31 protein-coding genes are annotated in these 22,797 nt (G+C 67.6%); 29 read left to right on the top strand and 2 right to left on the bottom strand.

What is annotated here, in order from left to right; genetic code table 11:
* Positions 1-113 precede the first annotated feature (113 nt).
* The 13 genes from UAJ10_RS19630 (at position 114) to UAJ10_RS19570 (ending at position 11,054) form a co-directional block, all read left to right on the top strand.
* A complete protein-coding gene (locus UAJ10_RS19630) occupies positions 114-434 on the top strand; it encodes an iron-sulfur cluster assembly accessory protein (RefSeq protein ID WP_044559146.1) in 321 nt (106 codons plus the stop codon).
* A gap of 10 nt (positions 435-444) precedes the next feature.
* A complete protein-coding gene (locus UAJ10_RS19625; RefSeq protein WP_322916895.1) occupies positions 445-744 on the top strand; it encodes a NifU family protein in 300 nt (99 codons plus the stop codon).
* 28 nt (positions 745-772) lie between these two features.
* Positions 773-1,978, top strand: a complete 1,206-nt coding sequence (gene nifS, locus UAJ10_RS19620; protein ID WP_322916894.1) for a cysteine desulfurase NifS — start codon at positions 773-775, stop codon at positions 1,976-1,978.
* Positions 1,979-1,989: 11 nt separating this feature from the next.
* Positions 1,990-3,120, top strand: a complete 1,131-nt coding sequence (gene nifV / locus UAJ10_RS19615) for a homocitrate synthase (RefSeq protein WP_322916892.1) — start codon at positions 1,990-1,992, stop codon at positions 3,118-3,120.
* Positions 3,121-3,130: 10 nt separating this feature from the next.
* Positions 3,131-3,868 carry a serine O-acetyltransferase gene (gene cysE / locus UAJ10_RS19610; protein WP_322916890.1) on the top strand — a complete coding sequence of 246 codons (738 nt, stop codon included), beginning with the start codon at positions 3,131-3,133 and terminating at the stop codon, positions 3,866-3,868.
* A gap of 11 nt (positions 3,869-3,879) precedes the next feature.
* Entirely contained in the window at positions 3,880-4,242 is a 363-nt protein-coding gene (gene nifW, locus UAJ10_RS19605) for a nitrogenase stabilizing/protective protein NifW (protein WP_416235384.1), read from the top strand.
* 150 nt (positions 4,243-4,392) lie between these two features.
* Entirely contained in the window at positions 4,393-5,472 is a 1,080-nt protein-coding gene (locus UAJ10_RS19600; RefSeq protein WP_322916888.1) for an electron transfer flavoprotein subunit beta/FixA family protein, read from the top strand.
* Positions 5,375-6,352, top strand: coding sequence for an electron transfer flavoprotein subunit alpha/FixB family protein (locus UAJ10_RS19595; protein WP_322916887.1), 978 nt, complete (start codon positions 5,375-5,377; stop codon positions 6,350-6,352). The genes UAJ10_RS19600 and UAJ10_RS19595 overlap by 98 nt, the downstream gene beginning before the upstream one ends.
* 11 nt (positions 6,353-6,363) lie before the next feature.
* Complete coding sequence (locus UAJ10_RS19590; protein ID WP_322916886.1) at positions 6,364-7,668, top strand: FAD-dependent oxidoreductase; 1,305 nt, start codon at positions 6,364-6,366, stop codon at positions 7,666-7,668.
* On the top strand, positions 7,665-7,979 hold the full coding sequence (locus UAJ10_RS19585; RefSeq protein ID WP_322916885.1) for a ferredoxin family protein: 315 nt from the start codon (positions 7,665-7,667) through the stop codon (positions 7,977-7,979). The genes UAJ10_RS19590 and UAJ10_RS19585 overlap by 4 nt, the downstream gene beginning before the upstream one ends.
* A 4-nt stretch (positions 7,980-7,983) precedes the next feature.
* A complete protein-coding gene (gene modD / locus UAJ10_RS19580; protein WP_322916883.1) occupies positions 7,984-9,039 on the top strand; it encodes a ModD protein in 1,056 nt (351 codons plus the stop codon).
* Positions 9,030-10,811: a nif-specific transcriptional activator NifA gene (gene nifA, locus UAJ10_RS19575; protein ID WP_322916881.1), complete on the top strand. Its 1,782-nt coding sequence runs from the start codon at positions 9,030-9,032 to the stop codon at positions 10,809-10,811. The genes modD and nifA overlap by 10 nt, the downstream gene beginning before the upstream one ends.
* A gap of 36 nt (positions 10,812-10,847) precedes the next feature.
* On the top strand, positions 10,848-11,054 hold the full coding sequence (locus UAJ10_RS19570; RefSeq protein WP_322916879.1) for a TOBE domain-containing protein: 207 nt from the start codon (positions 10,848-10,850) through the stop codon (positions 11,052-11,054).
* A gap of 61 nt (positions 11,055-11,115) precedes the next feature.
* Here UAJ10_RS19570 and UAJ10_RS19565 read toward each other — a convergent pair whose 3' ends face one another.
* Positions 11,116-11,697: a DUF2478 domain-containing protein gene (locus UAJ10_RS19565; RefSeq protein ID WP_322916877.1), complete on the bottom strand. Its 582-nt coding sequence runs from the start codon at positions 11,695-11,697 to the stop codon at positions 11,116-11,118.
* Positions 11,698-11,984: 287 nt separating this feature from the next.
* On the opposite strand from UAJ10_RS19565, the gene nifT reads away from it, so the two are divergent.
* The 14 genes from nifT to UAJ10_RS19495 all read left to right on the top strand — a co-directional run bounded on the left by nifT (position 11,985) and on the right by UAJ10_RS19495 (position 19,779).
* Complete coding sequence (gene nifT, locus UAJ10_RS19560) at positions 11,985-12,209, top strand: putative nitrogen fixation protein NifT (protein WP_322916875.1); 225 nt, start codon at positions 11,985-11,987, stop codon at positions 12,207-12,209.
* Positions 12,206-13,084, top strand: coding sequence for an SIR2 family NAD-dependent protein deacylase (locus UAJ10_RS19555; protein WP_322916873.1), 879 nt, complete (start codon positions 12,206-12,208; stop codon positions 13,082-13,084). Before nifT ends, UAJ10_RS19555 begins: the two co-directional genes overlap by 4 nt.
* Positions 13,085-13,197: 113 nt before the next feature.
* Entirely contained in the window at positions 13,198-14,772 is a 1,575-nt protein-coding gene (gene nifB / locus UAJ10_RS19550) for a nitrogenase cofactor biosynthesis protein NifB (RefSeq protein WP_322916871.1), read from the top strand.
* Between the two features lie 68 nt (positions 14,773-14,840).
* Positions 14,841-15,065, top strand: coding sequence for a 4Fe-4S binding protein (locus UAJ10_RS19545; RefSeq protein WP_044559131.1), 225 nt, complete (start codon positions 14,841-14,843; stop codon positions 15,063-15,065).
* A 14-nt stretch (positions 15,066-15,079) separates the two neighbouring features.
* Positions 15,080-15,412, top strand: a complete 333-nt coding sequence (locus tag UAJ10_RS19540) for a HesB/IscA family protein (RefSeq protein ID WP_322916869.1) — start codon at positions 15,080-15,082, stop codon at positions 15,410-15,412.
* A 56-nt stretch (positions 15,413-15,468) separates the two neighbouring features.
* The gene (locus tag UAJ10_RS19535; protein ID WP_322916867.1) at positions 15,469-15,978 is read left to right on the top strand and encodes a tetratricopeptide repeat protein; all 510 of its coding nucleotides are present in this window, start codon (positions 15,469-15,471) and stop codon (positions 15,976-15,978) included.
* A complete protein-coding gene (locus UAJ10_RS19530) occupies positions 15,971-16,744 on the top strand; it encodes a 4Fe4S-binding leucine-rich repeat protein (RefSeq protein WP_322916866.1) in 774 nt (257 codons plus the stop codon). The genes UAJ10_RS19535 and UAJ10_RS19530 overlap by 8 nt, the downstream gene beginning before the upstream one ends.
* The gene (locus UAJ10_RS19525) at positions 16,741-17,082 is read left to right on the top strand and encodes a nitrogen fixation protein NifZ (RefSeq protein WP_322916864.1); all 342 of its coding nucleotides are present in this window, start codon (positions 16,741-16,743) and stop codon (positions 17,080-17,082) included. The genes UAJ10_RS19530 and UAJ10_RS19525 overlap by 4 nt, the downstream gene beginning before the upstream one ends.
* Positions 17,079-17,318, top strand: a complete 240-nt coding sequence (locus tag UAJ10_RS19520) for a nitrogen fixation protein NifZ (RefSeq protein WP_322916863.1) — start codon at positions 17,079-17,081, stop codon at positions 17,316-17,318. The genes UAJ10_RS19525 and UAJ10_RS19520 overlap by 4 nt, the downstream gene beginning before the upstream one ends.
* Positions 17,319-17,377: 59 nt before the next feature.
* Positions 17,378-17,731, top strand: coding sequence for a DUF3024 domain-containing protein (locus UAJ10_RS19515; protein WP_322916862.1), 354 nt, complete (start codon positions 17,378-17,380; stop codon positions 17,729-17,731).
* Between the two features lie 13 nt (positions 17,732-17,744).
* A complete protein-coding gene (locus UAJ10_RS19510) occupies positions 17,745-18,014 on the top strand; it encodes a hypothetical protein (protein ID WP_322916861.1) in 270 nt (89 codons plus the stop codon).
* The gene (locus tag UAJ10_RS19505) at positions 18,014-19,195 is read left to right on the top strand and encodes a DegT/DnrJ/EryC1/StrS family aminotransferase (protein WP_322916860.1); all 1,182 of its coding nucleotides are present in this window, start codon (positions 18,014-18,016) and stop codon (positions 19,193-19,195) included. The genes UAJ10_RS19510 and UAJ10_RS19505 overlap by 1 nt, the downstream gene beginning before the upstream one ends.
* A 47-nt stretch (positions 19,196-19,242) precedes the next feature.
* Positions 19,243-19,551: a 2Fe-2S iron-sulfur cluster-binding protein gene (locus UAJ10_RS19500; RefSeq protein ID WP_044559120.1), complete on the top strand. Its 309-nt coding sequence runs from the start codon at positions 19,243-19,245 to the stop codon at positions 19,549-19,551.
* 12 nt (positions 19,552-19,563) lie between these two features.
* A complete protein-coding gene (locus UAJ10_RS19495) occupies positions 19,564-19,779 on the top strand; it encodes a hypothetical protein (RefSeq protein WP_322916859.1) in 216 nt (71 codons plus the stop codon).
* Between the two features lie 69 nt (positions 19,780-19,848).
* On the opposite strand, the gene UAJ10_RS19490 is transcribed toward UAJ10_RS19495, so the two are convergent.
* Positions 19,849-20,259 carry a group II truncated hemoglobin gene (locus UAJ10_RS19490; protein WP_322916858.1) on the bottom strand — a complete coding sequence of 137 codons (411 nt, stop codon included), beginning with the start codon at positions 20,257-20,259 and terminating at the stop codon, positions 19,849-19,851.
* A 252-nt stretch (positions 20,260-20,511) separates the two neighbouring features.
* Between UAJ10_RS19490 and sufB the strand changes: the two genes are divergently transcribed.
* Together sufB and sufC are read left to right on the top strand one after the other, a co-directional pair.
* The gene (gene sufB / locus UAJ10_RS19485) at positions 20,512-21,993 is read left to right on the top strand and encodes a Fe-S cluster assembly protein SufB (RefSeq protein WP_322916857.1); all 1,482 of its coding nucleotides are present in this window, start codon (positions 20,512-20,514) and stop codon (positions 21,991-21,993) included.
* 42 nt (positions 21,994-22,035) lie between these two features.
* The gene (gene sufC / locus UAJ10_RS19480; RefSeq protein ID WP_322916856.1) at positions 22,036-22,794 is read left to right on the top strand and encodes a Fe-S cluster assembly ATPase SufC; all 759 of its coding nucleotides are present in this window, start codon (positions 22,036-22,038) and stop codon (positions 22,792-22,794) included.
* The last annotated feature ends 3 nt before the right edge of the window (positions 22,795-22,797 follow it).

Genomic DNA, 22,797 nt, shown 5'->3' with positions numbered 1-22,797 from the left:
GTGATGTGGGAAATATCCGGGCTTTCCAACGAATTATGCGATGGCACGCGTTTTGCGGAATGGCCTTGCGCCGGGTTCGCGAACCCACCTCACCTCCCATAAAGGGTGCCGCCATGATCACACTGACCAACAGCGCCTTGAACGCGGTGCGCAGCGCCATCGCTGGCGCCGCCGACCCCGCCGGCGGGCTGCGCATCACCGTCGATGCCGGCGGCTGCGCCGGCTACAAATACATGATGGGCCTGGTGGGCGAGGCGGGCCCCGAGGATACCGTCGTCGACCAGGATGGCGTGAAGGTCTTCATCGACAGCAAAAGCCAGGAGCTGCTGGCCGGCACCACCATCGACTTCGTGGTGGCGCTGGAAGGGTCGGGCTTCACCTTCGACAATCCCAACGCCAAGTCCAGCTGCGGCTGCGGCAAGTCCTTTGGTTGAGGGCCGCGCCATGCTTCTTCCCACGCCCATATCCGAGCCCACCGACCCTGTCGCCCCGGCCGAAGACCCGCGTGCCAGCGTCATCCGGGATGCCATCGCCGAAATCCGCTCCGCCCTGCAGCGTGACGGCGGCGATTGCGAATTCCTGGGTATCGACGGCGATACCGTCAGGGTGCGCCTGGCCGGCGCCTGCGTGATGTGCCGTCTCAGCAGCGCCACGCTGGAGGGCATCCAGGCCCGGGTGGTCGAACGGCTGGGCACCTTCGTGCGGCTGGTGCCGGTGATGGGCCGGCCGGGGGCCAGCCACTAAGCTCACGCATTGAACGGGGCAGCGATCCATGCAGCCGATCTATCTCGACAACAACGCGACGACCCGCACCCATCCCGCCGTGGTCGCGGCCATGCTGCCCTATTTCAACGAGCGGTTCGCCAACGCCTCATCCAGCCATGGCCCGGGGATGGCGGCGGCGGACGGGGTGCGCGCCGCGCGTCGTCAGTTGCAGGCCCTGCTGGGGGCCGCCCATGACCATGAGATCATCTACACCTCCGGCGGGACGGAGGCCAACAGCACCGCCTTGATGTCCGCCCTGGAGGTGCAGCCCGGTCGGAATGAGATCGTGACCACGGCGGTGGAACATCCGGCCATCCTGGCCCTGGTGGCACACCTGGAAAAGACCGGGCGGGCCAAGGCACACATTATCGGCGTGGACGCCGATGGCCGGCTGGACATCGACGATTTCGAGCGCGCCTTGGGCCCGCGCACGGCGCTGGTCAGCGTCATGTGGGCGAACAACGAGACCGGTGTGCTCTTCCCCATCGCCGATCTCGCCCGGCGCGCCCGTCGGGCGGGCGCCCTGTTCCACACCGATGCCGTGCAGGCGGTGGGCAAGCACCCCGTCAACCTTCAGGGCCTGGACATCGACATGCTGTCCCTGTCCGGCCACAAGCTTCATGGGCCCAAGGGCATCGGGGCCCTGTACCTGCGCAAGGGTGTGCCGTTCCGGCCGCTGATCCGGGGTGGCCGGCAGGAACGGGGCCGGCGCGGCGGGACGGAGAATGTACCCGCCATCGTTGGGTTGGGGGTGGCGGCCGCGCTGGCGGCCAATACCTCGCCGGATGGCCTGGCGCGGGTGCGCCTGCTGCGCGACCGCCTGGAGGAGGGGCTGCTGCGGCGTGTGGAGCGCTGCGTCATCCTGGGGGACGCGGGCGACCGGCTGGCCAATACCACCAACATCGTCTTCGACTATGTGGATGGCGAAGCCCTGCTGCTGATGCTGGACCGTGCCGGCATCGCCGCTTCTTCCGGCTCGGCCTGTGCCGCCGGGGGTATGGAGCCGTCGCATGTCCTGCGGGCCATGCGCGTGCCGTCCCAGGCGGTGCGGGGCGCCGTCCGCTTTTCCCTGTCGACCGAGACCACCCTGGCGGAGGTGGAGCGTGTCCTGGCGGTGCTGCCGGACATCGTCGGCCGCCTGCGGCTGAATTCTCCGCCATGGCGCGACCTTGCGGCCGTCGCCGAGCTGACCCAATCCGCCCTTTGCCCGTGAGGAGTCTCCCCATGATGCTGAACGCTCCGCCCATCATCATCAACGACACCACGCTGCGTGACGGCGAGCAGGCGCCCGGCGTCGCCTTCACGGTGGAGGAGAAGGTCACCATCGCCCGCCGGCTGGAGGCCGCCGGCGTGGATGAGATCGAGGCCGGCGTTCCCGCCATGGGCCCGGCGGAGGTCGATGCCATCGCCGCGGTGGGGCAGGCCGTCAGCAAGTCGGCCGCCATCGCCTGGTGCCGGATGACCGAAGCCGACGTGGACGCGGCGGTCCGCACCGGCCTGACCCGCGTCAACCTGTCGGTGCCGGTGTCCGACCGCCAGATTTGGGTGAAGTTCCAGAGCGGTCGGCAGGAAATCCTGCCCCGCATCCGGCGGGTGGTGTCCTACGCCCGCGACCGTGGCCTTGCCGTCGCGGTGGGGGGCGAGGACTCCAGCCGCGCCGATCTGGATTTCCTGATGCGGGTGGTGAACGCCGCGGATGACGCCGGCGCCCACCGCTTCCGCTTCGCCGACACCGTGGGCGTGTTGGACCCCTTCCGCACCCATGAGATTTTCCGCCAATTGTGCGCGGAAACCGATCTGGAGCTGGAGTTCCACGGCCACGACGATCTGGGCCTGGCCACGGCCAACACCCTGGCCGCCATCCGGGGTGGCGCCACGCATGCCAGCGTCTGTGTGCTGGGCCTGGGCGAACGGGCGGGCAATGCCGCCTTGGAAGAGGTGGTGGCGGCTCTGGGTCCCATCGCCGGCCGGCGCACGGGCGTGGACATGACGCAGTTGACGGACTTGGCCGAACTGGTGGCCACGGCGGCCGGCCGGCCCATCGCGGCGGCCAAGTCCATCGTCGGGTCGGCGGTCTTCACCCATGAATCCGGTATCCACGTATCGGGCCTGCTGCGCGACCCGGAAACGTATGAGGCGCTGAACCCCGCCTGGTTCGGGCGCGTGCGCTCCATCGTCCTGGGCAAGCACTCCGGCATGGCGGCCATCAACAACGCGCTGGCGGCCCTGGGCCTGGCGCCGGACGAGGGCCGCGCGCGCCGCGTGCTGGAGGAGGTGCGCAATTGCGCCGTCGCCTGGAAGCGGCCGGTCAACGAGGGCGAACTGCTGAAGTTCTACGAGGCCACGGGCGATTGAGGAGGGGAGGATGCCGCCGCGCGACGCCAGCCTATGGGCCCAGGTGGCCGAGGACATCGCCTGCGTGAAGGGGCGTGATCCGGCGGCGCGGCACGCCCTGGAAATCGCGCTGACCTATCCCGGCGTGCACGCCGTCCTGCATCACCGCGCGGCCCACCGGCTGTGGCGGCGCGGATGGCGGTTCCCGGCACGTCTGCTGGCCTGGTTCGCCCGGCTGGTGACCAACGTTGACATCCATCCCGGCGCCCGCATCGGCCGGCGCTTCTTCATCGACCATGGCGCCGGTGTGGTGATCGGCGAGACGGCGGAGATCGGCGACGACGTGACGCTGTACCATGGCGTCACCTTGGGCGGGACCAGCTGGTCCCCGGGTAAGCGCCATCCAACCATCGGCGACGGCGTCCTGATCGGTGCCGGGGCCAAGGTGCTGGGCCCCATCACCGTCGCCGCCGGTGCCCGCGTCGGCGCCAACTCCGTCGTCGTGTCGGATGTGCCGCCGGCCATGACGGTGGTGGGCATACCCGGCCGCATCGTCCGCGATCCGCGCGACCGCCGGGCCGCCGCCGACCAGCCCTATGGGCGTATCGACCTGGAACACCACCTGATCCCCGATCCGGTGGGGGAGGCGCTGTCGCTGCTGATCGACCGCGTCGCCTTCCTGGAGGCGCGGATGGGTCACCTGCAAGGCCGCGTGGCCGAACTACAGGCGCAGCTTGGCGGCCGGGAGACGCCGGCCGCCTGCGCGTGATCGAACCTCAAATGAAGGGTGATGCAATGGGCGTGTTGGCGGAATTGGGACGGCTGTCGGCGGCCGAGGAATTCTTCGTCTTCCTGGAGGTACCCTACGACGTCGCCGTCGTGCGCGTGGCCCGGCTGCATATCCTGCGCCGCATGGGCCAGTACCTGCGGGGCAGCGAGGAGGAGGCCGCCTTCGACGGGTTGGACGAAGGGGCGATCCGCGCCCTGTGCCGCGCCCACCTGGAACAGGCCTACCAGGATTTCGTGGCCTCCTCCCCCATCGCCGAGCGGCTGTTCAAGGTGCACCGGGACGCCGTTGCGCCCAAGGCGGCGCCGGCCAAGCCCTTCGTGCCGCTGGCCGCCTTGGGGCCGGTGGTGGAATAGAGGCGACATCGATGTCGCCTATCCGACAAGGCGGCGGGTGAAGGTGGCAGAGGTATTAAGTGTTTCCAATGGCTTGGCCGATGGCACGGCCCTTGCGTTTCATCGAGGGAACACCCGTTTAGGAGAGGACCGATGCATATCGTCGTCTGCATGAAGCAGGTGCCCGACAGCGCGCAGATCCGGGTGCATCCGGTGACCAACACCATCATGCGCCAGGGTGTGCCCACCATCATCAACCCCTATGACCTGTTCGCGCTGGAGGAGGCTTTGCGCCTGCGGGACCGGTTGGGGGGCGAGGTGACGGTCCTGACGATGGGGCCACCCATGGCCGAGGATTCCTTGCGTAAGGCGATGACCTACGGCGCCGACCGGGCGGTGCTGCTGACCGACCGGTCCTTCGCCGGGTCCGACACGCTGGCCACCAGCTTCGCGCTGGCGGCGGCGCTGGCCAAGATCGGCGAGGAATTCGGCGTGCCACCCATCGTCTTCACCGGCAAGCAGACCATCGATGGCGACACGGCCCAGGTCGGCCCCGGCATCGCCAAGCGCCTGGGCCTGAACCAGCTGACCTACGTATCGCGGATCGCCGACCTGGATGCCGCCGCCGGCACCATCACCGTGGAACGGCGGGCGGAGGGCGGGGTGCAGGTGCTGTCCACCCGCATGCCGGTGCTGATCACCATGCTGGAAGGCGTGAACGAGATCCGGCGCGGCAGCCTGGACGACGCCTACCGCGCCGCCCGCGCCACCGTCATCAAGTGGAACGCGGCCGACGCCGGCATCACCGACCTGGCCAAGTGCGGCCTGCGTGGATCGCCCACCATCGTCAAGAAGGTCTTCGCCCCGCAGGCGCGGGCGGAAAAGGTGCGCCAGGTGCCGACCACCGATCTGACGACCGAGGCCCTGGCGGCATCGGTGATGGCCGAGCTTTTCAAATACCAGCCGGGGCTTGAGGGCGAGTTGTTGCGTTTTCCGCCGGCCAGTGAGCCGGGGCATTGCAAGGGACAGGGGGCACATCATGACCGACGCACCCAAGCCGACGCCAGCCGGCCGGGCCGGCACGAAGCGCGAATTGCCGGAGCATTTCAAGGCCTACAAGCATGTCTGGGTGGCCGTGGAGTGCGAGCACGGCGTGGTCCATCCCGTCTCCCTGGAACTGCTGGGCGAAGGGCGCAAGCTGGCCGACAAGCGGGGGGTGGAACTGGCGGGCGTCATCCTCTGCGGCGATGACCTGACCGCCGCCCAGGTGGCCGCCGCCTGCTTCGAACACGGTGCCGATCTGGTCTACACCGTCACCGATCCCGTCCTGGCCCATTACCGCAACGAGGCCTACACCCGGGCCATGACCGAGCTGGTCAACACCCACAAGCCGGAGATCCTGCTGCTGGGCGCCACCAACCTGGGTCGCGACCTGGCGGGATCGGTCGCGACCACCCTGCAGACTGGCCTGACGGCGGATTGCACGGAACTGGCCATCGATGACGAAGGATCGCTGGCGGCAACGCGGCCGACCTTCGGCGGGTCCCTGCTGTGCACCATCATGACCCTGAACTACCGCCCGCAGATGGCAACCGTGCGGCCCCGGGTCATGGCCATGCCCGCCCGCCAGCCCGGCCGCTGGGGGCGCATCCTGGTCCACCCGCTGAATCTGGCGGAGGACGACGTGGTCACCAAGGTGCTGCGCTTCGTGGCCGACCGGGAATCCGACAAGGCTCAACTGGCCTACGCCGATATCGTCGTCGCCGGCGGCCTGGGCCTGCGCTCGGCGGAGAATTTCCAGCTGGTCCGGGCGTTGGCGGAGGTGCTGGGCGGCGATTATGGCGGCTCCCGCCCCCTGGTGCAGAAGGGCTGGATCAGCGCCGACCGGCAGATCGGCCAGACCGGCAAGACCATCCGGCCCAAGCTGTACATCGCCGCCGGCATTTCCGGCGCCATCCAGCACCGGGTGGGGGTGGAGGGGGCGGACACCATCGTCGCCATCAACACCGACCCCAACGCCCCCATCTTCGAATTCGCCCATCTGGGCGTGGTGGCCGACGCCATCGAGTTGCTGCCGGCCCTGACCGAGGCCTTCCGCGCGCACCTGTCGGTCAATCGTCTCGCTGGGTGAGGGAGGAAGGCATGATTGAAGAACGGTTTGACGCCATCGTCGTCGGCGCGGGCCCCTCCGGTAACGCCGCTGCCTACACCATGGCGAAGGAGGGGCTGAAGGTCCTGCAGCTGGAGCGGGGCGAATATCCCGGATCGAAGAACGTGCAGGGCGCCATCCTTTATGCCGACGCCCTGGAACAGATCATCCCGGATTTCCGCGAGGACGCGCCCCTGGAGCGTCATGTGATCGAACAGCGCTTGTGGACCATGGACGACACGTCCTACGTCGGCATGCACTACCGGTCGGAGGACTTCAACGAGGAGAAGCCCAACCGCTACACCATCATCCGCGCCCAGTTCGACAAGTGGTTCAGCGGCAAGGTGCGCGAGGCCGGGGCCGTCCTGCTGTGCGAGACCACGGTGACGGAGCTGTTGCGCGACCCGCAGGGCCGGGTCATCGGCGTGCGCACCGACCGCGACGGCGGCACCGCCTTCGCCGACGTGGTCATCCTGGGCGAAGGGGTGAACGGCCTGGTGGGCCAGCGCTCCGGCCTTCGTCCTGAGCTGAAGCCCGACACCGTGGCGCTGGCGGTGAAGGAGATGCATTTCCTGCCCCGCGAGGTCATCGAGAGCCGCTTCAACCTCAAGGGCAACGAGGGCGTGGTGATCGAGGCCATGGGAACCATCACCGACGGCATGACGGGTACGGCCTTCCTGTACACCAACCAGGAATCCATCAGTGTCGGCATCGGCTGCATCGTGTCCGACATGGTGGAAGGCGGCCGATCCCCCTATGGCCTGCTGGAGGCGTTCAAGCGCCACCCCAGCGTGCGGCCGCTGCTGGAAAACTCAGAATGCAAGGAATACGCGGCCCATTTGATCCCGGAGGGCGGCTTCAACGCCATGCCGGAACTCTATGGCGATGGCTGGATCGTGGTGGGTGACGCCGGGCAATTCGTCAACGCCGTGCACCGCGAGGGTTCCAACCTGGCCATGACCACCGGCCGCATCGCGGGTGAGACGGTGGTGTGGCTGAAGCGGCGGCGCGAGGCCACGACCAAACAGAACCTGGCGGAATACGAACGCCGTCTGAATGAGACCTTCGTCATGAAGGATCTGAAGAAATACCGGCGCATTCCGGATTTCCTGCACCGGAACAAGCAGGTGTTCGGCCTCTATCCCAAGCTGATCAGCGCCGCGGCCCAGACCTGGTTCCGGGTGGACGGCGTCGACAAGCGCACCAAGGAAAAGCAGATCTTCAAGGCGCTGCGCCAGGGCCGGACGCTGCCCGGCCTGATAGGCGACGCCGTCAAACTGGCGAGGTCATGGCGATGAGCATGGTGGATGTCGGACCGGCCGGGCCGGTCGTGAAGGTCGAGGAGCGCCTGTTCCAGAACCGCTATCTGGTGGATGCGGGGCGGCCGCACATCAGGATCAAGCCGCACGAGGCGCCATCCAAGGCGCTTCTGGCCCTGACCCACCTCTGTCCCGCTGGCTGCTACAGCCGGAATGACAAGGGGCAGGTGGAGGCGGTGGTGGACGGTTGCGTGGAATGCGGCACCTGCCGTGTCGTCACCGCCAAGACGGGCGAGGTGGAATGGAACTACCCGCGCGGCGGTTTCGGCGTCCTGTTCAAGTTCGGCTGAGCCCATGGATGCGGACGGCGACACCCAGGCCTGGCGCCTTTCGGATGCGGAGATCGAGCGCCTGGTGGAGGAGGACTTGCGCTTCGGCGACCTCACCACCCGCGCGCTGGGCATCGGCGCCCGTCCCGGCCGCATGACCTTCGCCGCCCGGCCGGCGCTGGTGCTGTCCGGGGTGGACGAGGCGGCGCGGCTGCTCATGCGCCTGGGGGCCACGGTGCCGTTCGCGGCCGAGGCCGGCGGAACTTACGCGCCGGGCGCCCCTTTGCTGACGGCCGAAGGGCCGGCGACGGCCCTGCACGCGGGATGGAAGGTGGCGCAGACGGTGATGGAATGGGCCTCGGGCATTGCCACGCTGACGCATGACATCGTCGCGGCGGCCCAGGCGGTGAAGCCCGGCATCCCGGTGCTGTGCACGCGCAAGTCGGTCCCCTACACCCGCCATCTGTCCCTGAAGGCGGTCATCGCCGGCGGAGGCGAGGTTCATCGCCTGGGCCTATCCGATACCCTGCTGGTCTTCCCGGAACACCGGGCCTTCCTGGGTGACGATCTGGCGATGGCGATCGCCATCCTGAAACGGCGGGTGCCGGAGCGGGCGGTGATGGTCGAGGTGACGTCGGAGGCCGAAGCCATGGCCGCCGCCGCCGCTCGCGCCGACGTCATCCAGCTGGAGAAGTTCCCCCCGATGCGGTGGCGGCTCTGGTGCGCCGCATCGCCAAGCACGGCGACGGCCGCCCCATCATTGCCGCGGCTGGTGGCATCAACGCCGGCAACGCCGCGGCTTATGCCGCCGCCGGCGCGGATACGCTGGTCACCTCCGCCCCATTCCATGCCCCGCCGACGGACATCCAGGTCAGTATCTCCCCGGCATGAATACTTCCTTAGTCTTTTTAATTTGCCGGCTGAACTAATGATCGTTCGGGTTTTGAAAATAAATTCTCTTGCGCCTGCGTTTCGCACCTGCGAAACTAACTATAGACAGTTGGTTATTCGGTTCACGACGACCGATACCGGATGTCGGATGGTTAGGCCTCAGACAAGAGGAGACGTCCGATGCCTATGACTGGTGCCGCCTCATCGCTGTCTGCCTCCCCGCTGACCCTTTCCGCACCGCAAGCGGGTGGGGCGTCACGGAGCAGCGAATTCTCCACCCGTGCGGAAATCGCGCTGCACGGCGTCTATGAGATTTCCAAGATTCTGGCCGTCCCGGCTCGGTTGGAAACCACGCTGTCCAACGTCCTTGCGCTGCTGTCCAGCTTCCTGGAAATGCACCACGGCATCATCGCCTTGCTGGGTGACGACGGCTCTCCCGAGGTGGTGGTGGGCCTGGGATGGACGGAAAAGAACGCCAAGAGCTATTTTGACCGGTTGCCGGAACGGGCCATCGGCCAGGTTGTCACCACGCAGATGCCGGTGGTGGTGGAAAGTGTGGCGGACAGCCCGTTGTTCGCCGATTGGTCGCCGGTGGAATGGGACACCGACGCCCGCGTCTCGTTCATCGGCGTGCCCATCAAGGAACGGGACCGGGTCATCGGCACGTTGACCCTGGACCGGACCTGGGACGGGCGGACCATGGTCCGCCTGGATGAGGATGTCCGCTTCCTGGTGATGATCGCCAACCTGGTCGGCCAGACGGTCCGCCTGCACGACGTCATCGGCCGGGACCGCGAACGACTGATGAGCGCGCAGCGCCGGCTGGAGAAGGAGCTGTCGGAAACCGTGCGGCCGGACCGTGAGGCCGGGATTCAGGCGAGTGGCGGCCAGGGGACGGGCGTCCAAGGCATCGTGGGGGCCAGCCCGGCCATACGCGCGGTGGTCGACAAGATCAAGATCGTGGCCCGCAGCAATTCCACGGTCCTGCTGCGCGGGGAGTCCGGCACCGGCAAGGAGCTGTTCGCCCGCGCCACCCATGACCTGTCGCCCCGCCGCAAGGGACCGTTCGTCAAGTTGAACTGCGCCGCCCTGCCGGAATCCATGCTGGAGTCCGAGTTGTTCGGGCATGAGAAGGGTGCTTTCACCGGCGCGCTCGCCCAACGCAAGGGCCGGTTCGAGCTGGCGCACGGCGGCACCCTGTTCCTGGATGAGATCGGGGAGATCTCCCCATCCTTCCAGGCCAAGCTGCTGCGCGTCCTTCAGGAGGGCGAGTTCGAGCGGGTGGGCGGCTCGCGCACCTTGCAGGTCGATGTCCGGCTGGTCACGGCGACCAACCGGAACCTGGAGGACGCGGTGGCCAAGGGGGAGTTCCGCGCCGACCTCTACTATCGCATCAACGTCGTCTCCATCGCGCTGCCAGCCCTGCGCGACCGGCGGGAGGATGTGGACCTGCTGGCCAGCGAATTCCTGCGGCGCTTCAACCAGGAACACGGCACGCACATGGCCTTGACCACCTCGGCCAAGAACGTGTTGGAAGCCTGTTATTTCCCCGGCAACGTCCGCGAGTTGGAGAACTGCGTGCGGCGGACGGCGACCCTGGCGAAAGAGCCCAGGATCGTGGCGGACGACTTCGCCTGCCACCATGACGAATGCCTGTCGTCCACCCTGTGGAAGGGTGCCATCGGCACGGGTGCCTCGTTCAAAATCATTCCCCGCGTGCCCCCTCCGCCGTCTCCGACGGATGGCCCGGTGGACGCCGCCGCGGCGCGGCCCGGCGCTTGCCCGCAATCGGGAAGCTGCAGCGTGGCGCAGGGCGATGGCCTGTCGGAGCGTGAGCGCTTGCTGCAGGCCATGGAAACGGCCGGGTGGGTCCAGGCCAAGGCCGCCCGGCTGCTGAACCTCACACCCCGGCAGGTCGGCTACGCGCTGACCAAGCACAACATCCCGGTCAAGAAGTTCTGATCCCTCCGTCGCATCTCCAGAAGGCAGGTCTCCACAATGAAGCTCAGCGCGCGCAACGTTATCGAAGGCAAGGTCGTTTCCGTCACCAAGGGCGTCACCACCGCCCATGTGAAGATCGAGATCGCCAACGGTTGCCTCATCACCTCATCCATCACCAATGAGTCGGTGGACGACCTGGAGATCAAGGTGGGCGACACCGTGTCCGCCATCATCAAGTCGTCGGATGTGATCATCGGCAAGTAAGGCGCGAAGGGCGACCAGGCCAGGGGAAGGGGGCGGCTGATGGCCTGCCCCCTTTTTCGTGTCAGGCGGCGGCCTCGCCGACGCTGTCCCGTCGCCGGGCGGCCGCCCAGCGTGAGGTCTCATTCCACCAGTCGGCGATGATGGCGCCATCGCACAGCAGCGTCGTGCCGTAACCGCCGGTAAAGGCCAGCCAGGCGCCATAGAAGCGTTCCGGCACGGCGGTCAGCACGGGCAGGCCGACGCCGATCGCCGCCGCCAGTTCAGTGCGCAGGCCCCCGCCCTCAGCCTCGGTCTTGCCGAATTTGTTGATGATGACCAGGTCCACGCCCTCGCCGATGGCCTGGCTGACGGCCTGGGCGGCATCGGCCAGGCCCGCCTGGTTCAGCCGGCATGAGGTCGAGCCCGGCCCCAGGTTCTGGCAGATCGGGATGACCCGATCCGTCCGTAAGTCCACCACTTCCATCAGCTTCACCGGGCCGCACTCGTTGCGCATGTTGCGCTGGACGATGCCGCCGATGGCATGGCCGGCGGCGCGCAGGCCTTCGGCGAAGGTGGCCAGCAGGCGGTCGACATCATCCGCCGGCTGATAGATCACGGCGGCCAAGTTCAAAAGATTCCGGGTGTAGGCGAGGCTGTCAGGCATGGGGCCTCCTGTCGGCTGGAACGGTCCCGACGACGTGCGGGAATTATCCGCTGGATGCAGGCGTCATGCCAATCCCCAGCCCCACCGATCCCGCACCCGCAGCCACCGACGAGGGCCAATCCGGTCGCGGATGCGACAGGGGCTGTCGGGTTCCCGACGTTGGCGGAAGGCGGGCCAAAACCGTGAAACCCCAGCTATTCCGCCGTCTCTCCGCGCGGGTGGCGCCTGGCACGGCCCTTGCTGAATTCAAGTCACTCCCCCCGAGACCAGGATCAAGGAACCGGTCGATGAAGGTGATGATCCGCCGCTCGCCCGAGAGCGGCCTGTCGATTTATGTGCCCAAGAAGGACCTTGAGGAACCCGTGGTGGCGGCGGAGCACGAGACGCTGTGGGGCGGCTGGGTGCGCATCGCCAACGGCTGGGTGCTGGATCTGCCGCCCATGGCGGCGGACACGCGCCTGCCCATCACGGTCAACGCGCGTAAGCGCGGTGATGAGGAGGACGGGCAATGACCATGGCGCTGGCGTTGCCCGACACGACGGCCGCGGCGGAAGACCTGCTGGCCGACCTGGCCGCCGATTTGCGGCAAGGCCGGGTAGTGCCCTACCTGGGGGCGGGCCTGGCCCAGCTGCTGACGCCCGGTGCGGCGTCACCGGCGCCGGCTACGCCCGAGGCGCTGGCGGATTTCTTCGCCGGCAAGGCGGCCCTGCCGCGCCGCGCCAAGGGCAACGCCTGGGCATCCGCCCAGCATATCGAAAGCTACAAGCACCGCTCCACCCTGTCCGCTTGGATGGCGGAGGCGTTCCAGGCGCCCGTGGCGCCCACGGCCCTGCATCTCCACCTGGCCGGCCTGGGCCTGCCCCTGATCGTCGACACCTGGTACGACGGCGCCATGCGCTCCGCCCTGGCGGCCCAGGGGGCCGACTGGGGGGAGGTGCAGGGCATCAGCCGCGCCGGCATCGGCGAGGATCGTTGGTACCGCTTCTACGACGCGGGTGGAGCGGAGGTGGGCCGCGACGCGGCGGCCGGGTGGACCACCCTGCTGTACAAGCCCCATGGCGGCGCCCTGCCGGCGCGGAACTTCCTGATCTCCGACGCAGACTATGTCGAGGTGCTGACGGAGATCGACATCCAGACGCCCATTCCCGATGTGGTGAAGGAGCGGCGCCGGGACCGCGGCTTCCTGTTCCTGGGCTGCCGGTTCCACGACCAGCTGCTGCGCACCTACGCCCGCCAAGTCACCAAGCGGTCGGGTCCGACGCACCATGCCGTTGTCGATCCGGACGTGCTGACCCGTAACGAGGTGAAATTCCTGGTGTCGCAGGGCGTCACCCCCATCGCCCTGCCGTTGAAGCGCGCCGCCGCCATCCTGGCTGGGGCGGCCTGACCCGCCTGTCGCATACGCCTGTCGCGAAACCGCCGTGCGATGACACGGCCCTGACATACGACCGCCGGCCTTCCGCTCCGCAAGCGGGGGCCGCCCATAAGCGAGGAATGACCATGCATGCATCGACGCAGCAGGATGGGCCCGCCGCCAGCCCCCTTACCACGCCCCTCGTCACCATTGACGCCGTGATGCAGCAGGTGGCGGAGCATAAGGGCTGCGGCACCCAGGGCGGCAGCGGCAAGGCCAGCTGCGGGTCCGCCGCGGGCCAGGGCGACCTGCCCACCGAGATTTGGGAGAAGGTGAAGAACCACCCCTGCTACAGCGAGGAGGCACACCACCATTACGCCCGCATGCATGTGGCGGTGGCGCCCGCCTGCAACATCCAATGCAATTACTGCAACCGCAAGTATGACTGCGCCAACGAATCCCGCCCCGGCGTGGTCAGCGAGCGGCTGACGCCGGAGCAGGCGGCCAGGAAGGTGGTGGCCGTCGCCTCCACCATTCCACAGATGACCGTGCTGGGCATCGCCGGCCCGGGCGACCCGCTGGCAAACCCGGCCAAGACCTTCAAGACGTTCGAGCTGATTTCCCAGACAGCGCCGGACATCAAGCTGTGCCTGTCCACCAACGGCCTGGCGCTGCCCGACCATGTCGACACCATCGCCCGCTACAACGTCGATCACGTGACCATCACCATCAACATGGTGGATCCGGAAATCGGCGCGAAGATCTACCCGTGGATCTTCTGGAACCACAAGCGCTACACCGGCGTGGAGGCGGCCAAGATCCTGACGGACCGGCAGTTGCAGGGCCTGGAGATGCTGACGGCGCGCGGCATCCTGTGCAAGGTCAACTCCGTCATGATCCCCGGGGTCAACGACCGGCACCTGGTGGAGGTGAACCGGGCCGTGAAGTCGCGCGGCGCCTTCCTGCACAACATCATGCCCCTGATCTCAGCGCCCGAGCATGGCACCGTCTTCGGCCTGACCGGCCAGCGCGGCCCCACTGCGCAGGAGCTGAAGGCCCTGCAGGACAGCTGCGAGGGCGAGATGAACATGATGCGGCACTGCCGCCAGTGCCGGGCCGATGCTGTCGGCCTGCTGGGCGAGGACCGCAGCGCCGAATTCACCACCGAAAAGATCATGGAGATGGAGGTCGCCTATGACCTGGATGGTCGCAGGGCCTACCAGGCCAAGGTTGAGGCGGAGCGCGTGGCCAAGGTGGCGGCCAAGCATGAGGAACTGGCCACCCTGGCGGGGGAGAGCAGCGACATCACCCTGCTGGTGGCGGTGGCGACCAAGGGCTCCGGCCTGATCAACGAGCATTTCGGCCACGCCAAGGAATTCCAGGTTTATGAGCTGTCCACGGCCGGCGCCAAGTTCGTCGGCCATCGGCGGGTGGATTTGTACTGCCAGGGCGGCTACGGCGACGAAGGCGGCCTGGAAACCGTCATCCGCGCCATCAACGACTGCCACGCCGTTTTTGTCGCCAAGATCGGCGGCTGCCCCAAGGACGACCTGACCAAGGCTGGCATCGAACCCGTGGACGGCTACGCCCACGAATTCATCGAGAAGTCGGCCATCGCCTGGTTCAAGGGCTATCTGGAAAAGGTGGCCAGCGGTGCGCTGGAACACCGACCGCGCGGCGACGCCGCCATCCGCCAGGGCGCGCTGATCGTCGCAGCCTGAGGCGCCTGGCGCGGCCGGGGCCCGCATCCCCGCCGCGCCAGGATATCCCCCAAGAGGAGCATCCTGTCATGGCCTTGAAGATCATCGCATCCCAGTGCACCAGCTGTTCCGCCTGCGAAGCCGAATGCCCCAACGTGGCCATTTCGGAAAAGAACGGCACCTTCGTCATCAATCCCAAAAAGTGCACGGAGTGCCTGGGCCATTTCGACGCGCCGCAGTGCGCCGCCGTCTGCCCGGTCGACAACACCTGCGTCATCGACACCTCGTACCCCCGCTACCAGTTGCCGGCGTAAAGGAGACTTTGCTCATGAGCTTCACCATCACCCCCGCCGCGGAGCGCTTCATCCGCTTCATGGTGCGTGCCGACGGCGGCCCAGGCAGCGGCTTCCGCCTGGTGTTGAGCCCGGGCGGCTGTTCCGGTCTGTCTGCGGACATCAGCGTGGAGAGTGCGGCCCGGCCGGGCGACGCCGTCGTCGAACGCGACGGTCTGCGCCTGTTCCTGCCGGTGGAGAGCCGCCTGCTGCTGCAAGGTGTCACCATCGATTTCGCCGACGGTGGTTCGCACACCGGCCTGGTCTTCCACGACCCCAAGGCCGTGTCGTGCGGGTCGCATCACGGCGCGCCGGTCCAGATCCAGTAAGGCGGGCGGGGAGGACCTGACGCATGATGGCTTCGGGCGCATGGGGTGATCGGCGGATGGCCGTCGCGGAGGACGCGATGCTGGCCGACGCCCTGCTGGGCGGCGGCTTGCCGCCCGAGGCCGAATACCATTTGAGCGCCGCCGGCCAGGCCTACCACCTGGACGAGGTCGCCCTGGGGCACCTGCGGCACGCCCGGCTGGCGGCCCCGGGGCATGCCGCGGTCCTGATCGCCTTCTACCGCTTCTATTTCTACAAGGGGCGACTAGGCGACGCGCTGGACGTGGCGCGGTTGTGCCTGGCCAAGGCGGCGCGGGACAACAGCCTGCCCGCCGACTGGCGCCAGGTCACCGCCAGTGATGCCGCGTTCGGCCGCTATGACGCCCAGTTGCCCCGCTTCTTCCTGTTCACCTTGAAGGGTTACGCCTACCTGCAGATGCGCCTGGGCAACCTGGATGAAGGGTTGGCCGCCGTGCTGAAGCTGCTGGAATTGGATCCCACCGACAAGGTCGGCGCCGAGGTCCTGCTGAACGTCATACAGCGCATGGGGCAGGACGATCATGATTGATATCGACGAGGCGGTGGATTGGCTGGGGGCGGCGGTGTCCTGCGATGTCTGTGGGCATCTGGCCTTGCGCGACGCCGGCCGCTGCCGGCTGATGCACGCCTGCGTCAACGACCGCTATGCCCGGCGCATCGACCGCTTTTTCAACTGGAACCCGGACCAGGCCAACGGCTATCTGCGCCATCCCCATTTCGAGGTGCGGGCCATCGCGGCCAAGCACGCCGACGTCTTCCTGCTGCCGCCTTTGCTGGACGACGCGGAGGAAACGGTGCGGTGGAACGCCGTGCGCCGTCTGCCCAAGCGTTATGTCCTGCGCCTGCGTGACGATCCGCATCGGGAGGTGCGCATCCGCGTCGCCACCTTGCTGGCCGATGCGGAGTTGATCCCCATGATGGCCGACCCCGACTATTACGTCCGCCTGGTGGTGGCGCGGCGGGTACAGGCCCCCCTACTGGTGCGGATGATGGCGGACAAGGAGCCGGAGGTGCGCCGGGTGGTGGCCTGTCGCATCCCCGCCGACTGGCTTCTGCCCATGGTGGCCGACGCCGACGCCATCGTTCGGCTGGAGGTGGCGAGGCGCCTGCCGGCGGACCTGCTGCCGCGCCTGGGCCGCGATCCGGACTGGCGCGTGCGGTTCGAGGTTGCGGGCCGGGCGCCCCTGACCCAGGTGGCCACCCTGGACAGAGATGAGGACATCCTGGTGCGCGAGATGGCGCTGTCCCGCCTGTCCGCCGCCGGGGGCGATGCGCACAAGGAGAGGGTGCCATGAGCAACATCGTTCGCGACAGTGACGTGGTGGAGATCGTCGATCCACCGGTCTTCACCTATGGCGACAAGGTGCGGTCCCGCCGCACCATCCGCAACGACGGCACCTACGCCGGCAAGGAGATCGGCGACATCCTGGCCCGCAAGGGAGAGGAGGGCTACGTCGTCAGCATCGGCACCTTCTTGCAGCAGTTCTACATCTACGGTGTCGAATTCGTGGACACCGGCTATCGCGTGGGCATGAAGCGCAAGGAGCTGGACGCGGTGGCCGCCGCCGAGGATGACGCCGACCTGCCGTTGCCCACCGCGCGGCCGCGCGTCTGGGAAGGGGGGCCATCATGATCGAACCCCGCCTGCCCAAATACCAATGGGGCCAGCGGGTCCATGTCTTGGCCGACCTGCGCAACGATGGTTCCTACCCCGATGCCGGGGTGGACGCGGTGCTGGCCCGTGCCGGTGAGACCGGTGAGATCGTGCAGGTCGGGACCCACACGGAAACCAATACCCCCGTCTACCTTATCGAATTCGCTGGTCTCCGGGTCATCGGATGCCTGGAGGAAGAGATCGAGCCGCTATGAACGGATCGCTCTTGAACCGAAACGCCGTGAGGCACCTGGATCGAAGCAGGATGTGCAGGATGGCAGCACCCCGGCAAAGCATCGCGCCGTTGGGATGGGGCGCCCACCCCAACGACCTGGACCGCAAGCGCATCGAACGCGCGCTGACGGCGCGCAAGCGCTACCTCTACGTCCAGCCCAGCGTTCTGCCGGCGGCGGACGGCTACCGTGTCGAAAGCCCCTGTTGCTCCCGCAACGTCGATGCCAGCGGCGGGGTCATCGACGTCGCCCTGATCGAATGCCGTCAGGGCACCTGGTTCCTGTACCGCAAGGACCATCGCCGGGGGGCCTGGGAACTGCACGGCAGTTACGGCCGGCTGCGCGACCTGCTGGACCCGCTGACCGTGGATGCCGACCGGCTGTTCTGGCAATGAGGGAGGGGGCGCCATGGTGGTGAGCACGGAGGATTTGGGGCTGATCGATGGCCTGCTGGACATGCCGGCTCCGGCGGACGGCGTGTTCGCCGATCTGCGCCGGCACCTGCCGCACCTGTCGTGGACACGCTGCGACGCGACCGACGTGGCGGAGGAGCCGTTCCGCAGATACCCCCGCTTCGACCTGCATCTGCTGGACGCCAGCGACCACTGCGTGCGCCTGACCCCGGACCCGGCGCACGCCACCGGCGTGGTGCTGGCCCGGCGCGGGAAGGGGGCGTGATGGCGGCGGAGATGGAGGCGGTGGATGATGGCGACGCTCTGGACGCCATCCCGCTCAGCGATCCCGATATCACCGCCGCCGAACTGGAAGCGGTGGCGGCGGTCATGCGCTCCCCCCGCCTTTCCGCCGGCGTGGTGGTCGAGGAATTCGAGGCGGCTTTCGCCCGTTACTTGGGGCGCCGCTATGCGGTGGCGGTGCCCAGCGGCACCCTGGGCCTGCTGATGGCGCTGGATGCCCACGGCATCGGCGCGGGGGACGAGGTGGTGGTCTCGCCCCATTCCTTCCGGGAGACGGCGCACGCGGTCAGCCTGTCGGGCGCCCGCCCGGTGTTCGCCGACATCGACTACTGGGCCGGCACCCTGTCCCCGGAAAAGGCGGCGGCCCGTATCACGCCCAGGACGCGCGCCCTGGTCGGCGGCAACAGCAATGGCCATCCCGCCGACTGGACCGCCCTGCGGTCCCTGGCGGCGGGGCATGGCCTGATCCTGATCGAGGATTCGACGGAGGCCATCGCTTCACGCCATCGCGGCGCCCTGGTGGGCACCTTCGGGGACACGGCCGTGTTCGATTTCTCCCAGCCCTCGCCGTTGACCTGTGGCGAGGGGGGCATGGTGGTGACCGACGACGTCGACATCGCCATGGCCCTGCGCCGGCGGCGGTCGCACCGGCCGCAGGAACGCGCCTCGGTGGTGATCGGCGCCACGCCGCCCTATCAGGCGGGGACCAGCGATTTGGCCGCCGCCCTGGGCCTGGCCCAACTGCGGCGCCTGGATGAGATTCTGGAGCGGCGGCGGCGGGTCCAGCACCTGTACTTCAAGCACGTCCGGTCGTTCGAGGGCATCAAGGACCCCTACGTCGGGCCGGACGCGACCGAGGTGAACTGGCTGTTCTACCTGGTTCAGCTGGGTACCCGCTTCTCCCGCTCCAGCCGCGACGCCATCATCGAGGACCTGCGGCTGGAACAGGTGGAGGCCGTGGCCTACAGCCACCCGCTGCATCTGCAACGCCACTATTTCGATCTGGGCTACCGCCGGGGCGACTTCTTCGTAGCGGAGAAGGTGGCCGACCGGGCGGTGGCGCTGCCCTTCCACGCCCATCTCGATGAGGACCGGATCGCCTTCATCGTCGCCACCATGAAGGACGCCTCGATCAATGTGGGCGCCGGGGCGGCGATCTACTGACTGTCCGCAACAACAGTCCCGCTTTTTGAAATAAAGGAGCTTCGCTTATGTCCCTGCTGACCATCATGCCATCGGGCAAGACCATCAACGCCGGCGAAGGCATGACGCTGCTGGCGGCCATCCTCGCCGCCGATGAGGCGTTGGCCCACAAATGCGACGGCAAGGCCTCCTGCGGCAGTTGCCACATCTTCGTCCAGGAGGGGCGCAAGGGCCTGTCGCGCATCGCCAAGGAAGAGAACGAGAAACTGGATGCCATCGTCGGCGTCGGCTCCAAGTCGCGGCTGGCCTGCCAGGCCATCGTCCTGGGTACGGAAGACATCAAGATCGAACTGCTGGGCTTCGGCTCGGGCTTTTGAGGGAGGGCTGTCATGGAAGTCGAGAGCGTCATGATCCACGTGCGTTTCGCCCCCAACGGCACAGTGACGGAGATCGGGGAACGGCCGGCGACCCTGTCGCCCCAGGACTGGTTCAACCACCTGAGCCTGAAGGCCGGCGTCCATTACCAGACCTTCGTCGGCGGGCGCGGCCTGTTCCGGCTGCCACGTCCGGAGATCGAGGACCTGAAGGCGGCCGTCGCCGCCTAGGCGTCCGCTTTCCAGGAGAGCGCCGTGGTTCCCGCCGTGGTTCCCTCGGGGGGGGGGCCACGGCGCTTTTCAATTTTGGCCTTCTGGCTGGTTGCGCATCCAGTCGGCCAGCGGCGTCAGGGACGCCAGGATGGCCAGGCGGGCGTCGGCCGACTCTATCGTCTCCTCCAGCGCCCGCGTCATGCACGCCAGCCAGGCGTCGCGTTCCGCCGCGCCGATGCGGAAGCCCATGTGGCGCGCGCGCAGACGCGGGTGACCCCGCTCGGCCGAATAGTCCGCCGGGCCCCCCATCCACTGCGCCAGGTACAGCTTCAGCACCCGCTTGGTTTCCCCCAGGTCCGGGGCGTGGATGGCGCGCAGGCCGCGCGCCTCCGGCAGGGTGTCCATGAAGCGGTAGAACGCCTCGACCAGGCGGTCGATGGGCCCGGCTCCGCCTATCCGCTCGTAAACCGTCAGCTCCGCTGTGCTTCCCGTGGTCATGGCCTGGCTCTCCCGTGCTCGTGGCTGCTTACCGGGCTGCACGAAACATGCCGCCAGGGGCGCGGCCCATCGCCGTTGGGAAAGGGCGCTCCCTGGCCGCTTGGTGCCGAATCCCCCTGTCGCGATTGTGACAATCGTCGCGATCCGGACGGGACGCTGGTCACCAATCCATTGTGAATCCGCCATTTTTCATCTGGCATGGCGGTTGCGACAGGGACTGGCGTGAAGAAGCCAAGACAGGACGCATCCGCCATGTCCGATCTCGCGACGACCGAAAAGCCCCAGCCCGCCGCCGATCCCCTGGACGCCCTGGTCCAGGGGGGTGGCGATGGCTACAAATACGGCTTCGTCACCGACATTGAGGCCGACGAGGCGCCGCCCGGCCTGGATGAAGGGACTGTGCGCTTCATCTCCGCCAAAAAGGGGGAGCCGGCCTGGCTGCTGGACTGGCGGCTGAAGGCCTTCCACCGCTGGCAGCGGATGTCCCCGCCCGATTGGGCCAAGCTGAACATCGCGCCCATCGACTACCAGGCGTCGACATACTATTCGGCACCGAAGACCGGCACGGGTCCGAAATCCCTGGACGAGGTCGATCCGGAGCTGCTGAAGACCTATGAGAAGCTGGGGATTCCCCTGGGGGAGCGCGCGGCCCTGGCTGGTGTCGCCGTCGACGCGGTGTTCGACAGCGTGTCGGTGGCCACCACCTACAAGGACAAGCTGGCCGACCTGGGCATCATCTTCTGTTCCTTCGGCGAGGCGGTGCGCGAACATCCCGATCTGGTGCGCCGCTATCTGGGGTCCGTCGTGCCCCAGGGCGACAATTTCTTCGCGGCGCTCAATTCCGCCGTGTTCAGCGACGGGTCCTTCGTCTACGTGCCGCCGGGCGTGCGCTGCCCCATGGAGCTGTCCACCTATTTCCGCATCAACGCCGCCAAGACGGGCCAGTTCGAGCGCACGCTGCTGATCGCCGACCGGGGCGCCTATGTCAGCTACCTGGAGGGCTGCACCGCCCCCCAGCGCGATGAGAACCAGCTGCACGCCGCCGTGGTGGAACTGGTGGCGCTGGAGGATGCGGAGATCAAGTACGCCACGGTCCAGAACTGGTACCCGGGCGATGAGAACGGCAAGGGTGGCATCTACAACTTCGTCACCAAGCGCGGCGCCTGCCGGGGCGCGCGGGCCAAGATCAGCTGGGCGCAGGTGGAGACGGGATCGGCCATCACCTGGAAATACCCCAGTTGCCTGCTGGAAGGCGACGGATCGGTTGGCGCTTTCTACTCGGTCGCCATCACTAACAACCTGCAGCAGGCCGACACCGGCACCAAGATGATCCACATCGGGCGCGACACCAGTTCCACCGTCATCTCCAAGGGCATTTCCGCCGGCCGGGGGCAGAACACCTATCGCGGGCAGGTGAAGGTGATGCCCAAGGCCGACGGCGCCCGCAACTACACCCAGTGCGACAGCCTGCTGATCGGCAAGAAATGCGGCGCCCACACCGTGCCCTACATCGAGGTCCGCCACCCCGGCGCCATGGTGGAGCATGAGGCGACGACCTCGAAGATCAGCGAGGACCAGATGTTCTATTGCCAGGCGCGCGGCCTGACGCAGGAGGACGCGCTGTCGCTGATCGTCAACGGCTTCTGCAAGGAAGTGCTGAAGGAACTGCCCATGGAGTTCGCGGTCGAGGCGCAAAAGCTGCTGGCCGTCAGCCTGGAAGGCAGCGTGGGCTAGGGGACCGCGACCGCGCGTATCATGGCAACAAGGGGACCGGGCATGAGCAAGCTTCTGGAAATCCGCGACCTGCGGGCCCGCATCGTCGGCGGCCGCGACATCCTGAAGGGCATAGATTTGGACGTGGCCCCGGGGGAGGTGCACGCCATCATGGGGCCGAACGGGGCGGGCAAGAGCACGCTGTCCAGCGTGTTGGCCGGCAAGCCGGGCTATGAGGTCACGGGCGGTTCCGTCCTGTACCAGGGCCGTGACCTGCTGGCCCTGCCGGCGGACGAGCGGGCGCGCGAGGGCATCTTCCTGGCCTTCCAGTACCCGGTGGAAATCCCCGGCGTGAACAACATGTATTTCCTGCGCGCGGCCCTGAACGCCGGGCGGCGCCAGCGGGGTGCGCCGGAGCTGGACGCCTCGCAGTTCCTGAAGGCCGTACGCGACAAGCTCAAGCTGCTGGACATCGGCGACGACCTGCTGCGCCGCGCGGTGAACGTCGGCTTTTCGGGTGGGGAGAAGAAGCGCAACGAGATTTTCCAGATGGCGATGCTGGAGCCCAGGCTGGCCATCCTGGATGAAACCGACAGCGGCCTGGACATCGATGCCCTGCGGGTGGTGTCGGACGGGGTGAATCGCCTGCGCGACGCCAACCGCGCCATCATCCTGATCACCCATTACCAGCGGCTGCTGGACTACATCGTGCCCGACCATGTGCATGTGCTGAGCGAGGGGCGCATCGTCGCCTCGGGCGACAAGACCTTCGCGACCGAGCTGGAGCGTACCGGCTACGCCCACCTCGGCACCGCCGCCTGAGGG

Origin of the sequence: Nitrospirillum guaranorum (genome assembly GCF_034653275.1) — a bacterium.
GTDB lineage: Bacteria > Pseudomonadota > Alphaproteobacteria > Azospirillales > Azospirillaceae > Nitrospirillum.
The sequence above is the reverse complement of the archived record's forward strand: the minus strand, read 5'-3'. Positions and strand labels throughout refer to the sequence as shown.

Coding starts and splice junctions, on each gene's coding strand:
- UAJ10_RS19630 (WP_044559146.1), top strand. CDS start 114: ATGATCACACTGACCAACAGCGCCTTGAACGCGGTGCGCAGCGCCATC.
- UAJ10_RS19625 (WP_322916895.1), top strand. CDS start 445: ATGCTTCTTCCCACGCCCATATCCGAGCCCACCGACCCTGTCGCCCCG.
- nifS (WP_322916894.1), top strand. CDS start 773: ATGCAGCCGATCTATCTCGACAACAACGCGACGACCCGCACCCATCCC.
- nifV (WP_322916892.1), top strand. CDS start 1,990: ATGATGCTGAACGCTCCGCCCATCATCATCAACGACACCACGCTGCGT.
- cysE (WP_322916890.1), top strand. CDS start 3,131: ATGCCGCCGCGCGACGCCAGCCTATGGGCCCAGGTGGCCGAGGACATC.
- nifW (WP_416235384.1), top strand. CDS start 3,880: ATGAAGGGTGATGCAATGGGCGTGTTGGCGGAATTGGGACGGCTGTCG.
- UAJ10_RS19600 (WP_322916888.1), top strand. CDS start 4,393: ATGAAGCAGGTGCCCGACAGCGCGCAGATCCGGGTGCATCCGGTGACC.
- UAJ10_RS19590 (WP_322916886.1), top strand. CDS start 6,364: ATGATTGAAGAACGGTTTGACGCCATCGTCGTCGGCGCGGGCCCCTCC.
- UAJ10_RS19585 (WP_322916885.1), top strand. CDS start 7,665: ATGAGCATGGTGGATGTCGGACCGGCCGGGCCGGTCGTGAAGGTCGAG.
- modD (WP_322916883.1), top strand. CDS start 7,984: ATGGATGCGGACGGCGACACCCAGGCCTGGCGCCTTTCGGATGCGGAG.
- nifA (WP_322916881.1), top strand. CDS start 9,030: ATGCCTATGACTGGTGCCGCCTCATCGCTGTCTGCCTCCCCGCTGACC.
- UAJ10_RS19570 (WP_322916879.1), top strand. CDS start 10,848: ATGAAGCTCAGCGCGCGCAACGTTATCGAAGGCAAGGTCGTTTCCGTC.
- UAJ10_RS19565 (WP_322916877.1), bottom strand. CDS start 11,697: ATGCCTGACAGCCTCGCCTACACCCGGAATCTTTTGAACTTGGCCGCC.
- nifT (WP_322916875.1), top strand. CDS start 11,985: ATGAAGGTGATGATCCGCCGCTCGCCCGAGAGCGGCCTGTCGATTTAT.
- UAJ10_RS19555 (WP_322916873.1), top strand. CDS start 12,206: ATGACCATGGCGCTGGCGTTGCCCGACACGACGGCCGCGGCGGAAGAC.
- nifB (WP_322916871.1), top strand. CDS start 13,198: ATGCATGCATCGACGCAGCAGGATGGGCCCGCCGCCAGCCCCCTTACC.
- UAJ10_RS19545 (WP_044559131.1), top strand. CDS start 14,841: ATGGCCTTGAAGATCATCGCATCCCAGTGCACCAGCTGTTCCGCCTGC.
- UAJ10_RS19540 (WP_322916869.1), top strand. CDS start 15,080: ATGAGCTTCACCATCACCCCCGCCGCGGAGCGCTTCATCCGCTTCATG.
- UAJ10_RS19535 (WP_322916867.1), top strand. CDS start 15,469: ATGGCCGTCGCGGAGGACGCGATGCTGGCCGACGCCCTGCTGGGCGGC.
- UAJ10_RS19530 (WP_322916866.1), top strand. CDS start 15,971: ATGATTGATATCGACGAGGCGGTGGATTGGCTGGGGGCGGCGGTGTCC.
- UAJ10_RS19525 (WP_322916864.1), top strand. CDS start 16,741: ATGAGCAACATCGTTCGCGACAGTGACGTGGTGGAGATCGTCGATCCA.
- UAJ10_RS19520 (WP_322916863.1), top strand. CDS start 17,079: ATGATCGAACCCCGCCTGCCCAAATACCAATGGGGCCAGCGGGTCCAT.
- UAJ10_RS19515 (WP_322916862.1), top strand. CDS start 17,378: ATGGCAGCACCCCGGCAAAGCATCGCGCCGTTGGGATGGGGCGCCCAC.
- UAJ10_RS19510 (WP_322916861.1), top strand. CDS start 17,745: ATGGTGGTGAGCACGGAGGATTTGGGGCTGATCGATGGCCTGCTGGAC.
- UAJ10_RS19505 (WP_322916860.1), top strand. CDS start 18,014: ATGGCGGCGGAGATGGAGGCGGTGGATGATGGCGACGCTCTGGACGCC.
- UAJ10_RS19500 (WP_044559120.1), top strand. CDS start 19,243: ATGTCCCTGCTGACCATCATGCCATCGGGCAAGACCATCAACGCCGGC.
- UAJ10_RS19495 (WP_322916859.1), top strand. CDS start 19,564: ATGGAAGTCGAGAGCGTCATGATCCACGTGCGTTTCGCCCCCAACGGC.
- UAJ10_RS19490 (WP_322916858.1), bottom strand. CDS start 20,259: ATGACCACGGGAAGCACAGCGGAGCTGACGGTTTACGAGCGGATAGGC.
- sufB (WP_322916857.1), top strand. CDS start 20,512: ATGTCCGATCTCGCGACGACCGAAAAGCCCCAGCCCGCCGCCGATCCC.
- sufC (WP_322916856.1), top strand. CDS start 22,036: ATGAGCAAGCTTCTGGAAATCCGCGACCTGCGGGCCCGCATCGTCGGC.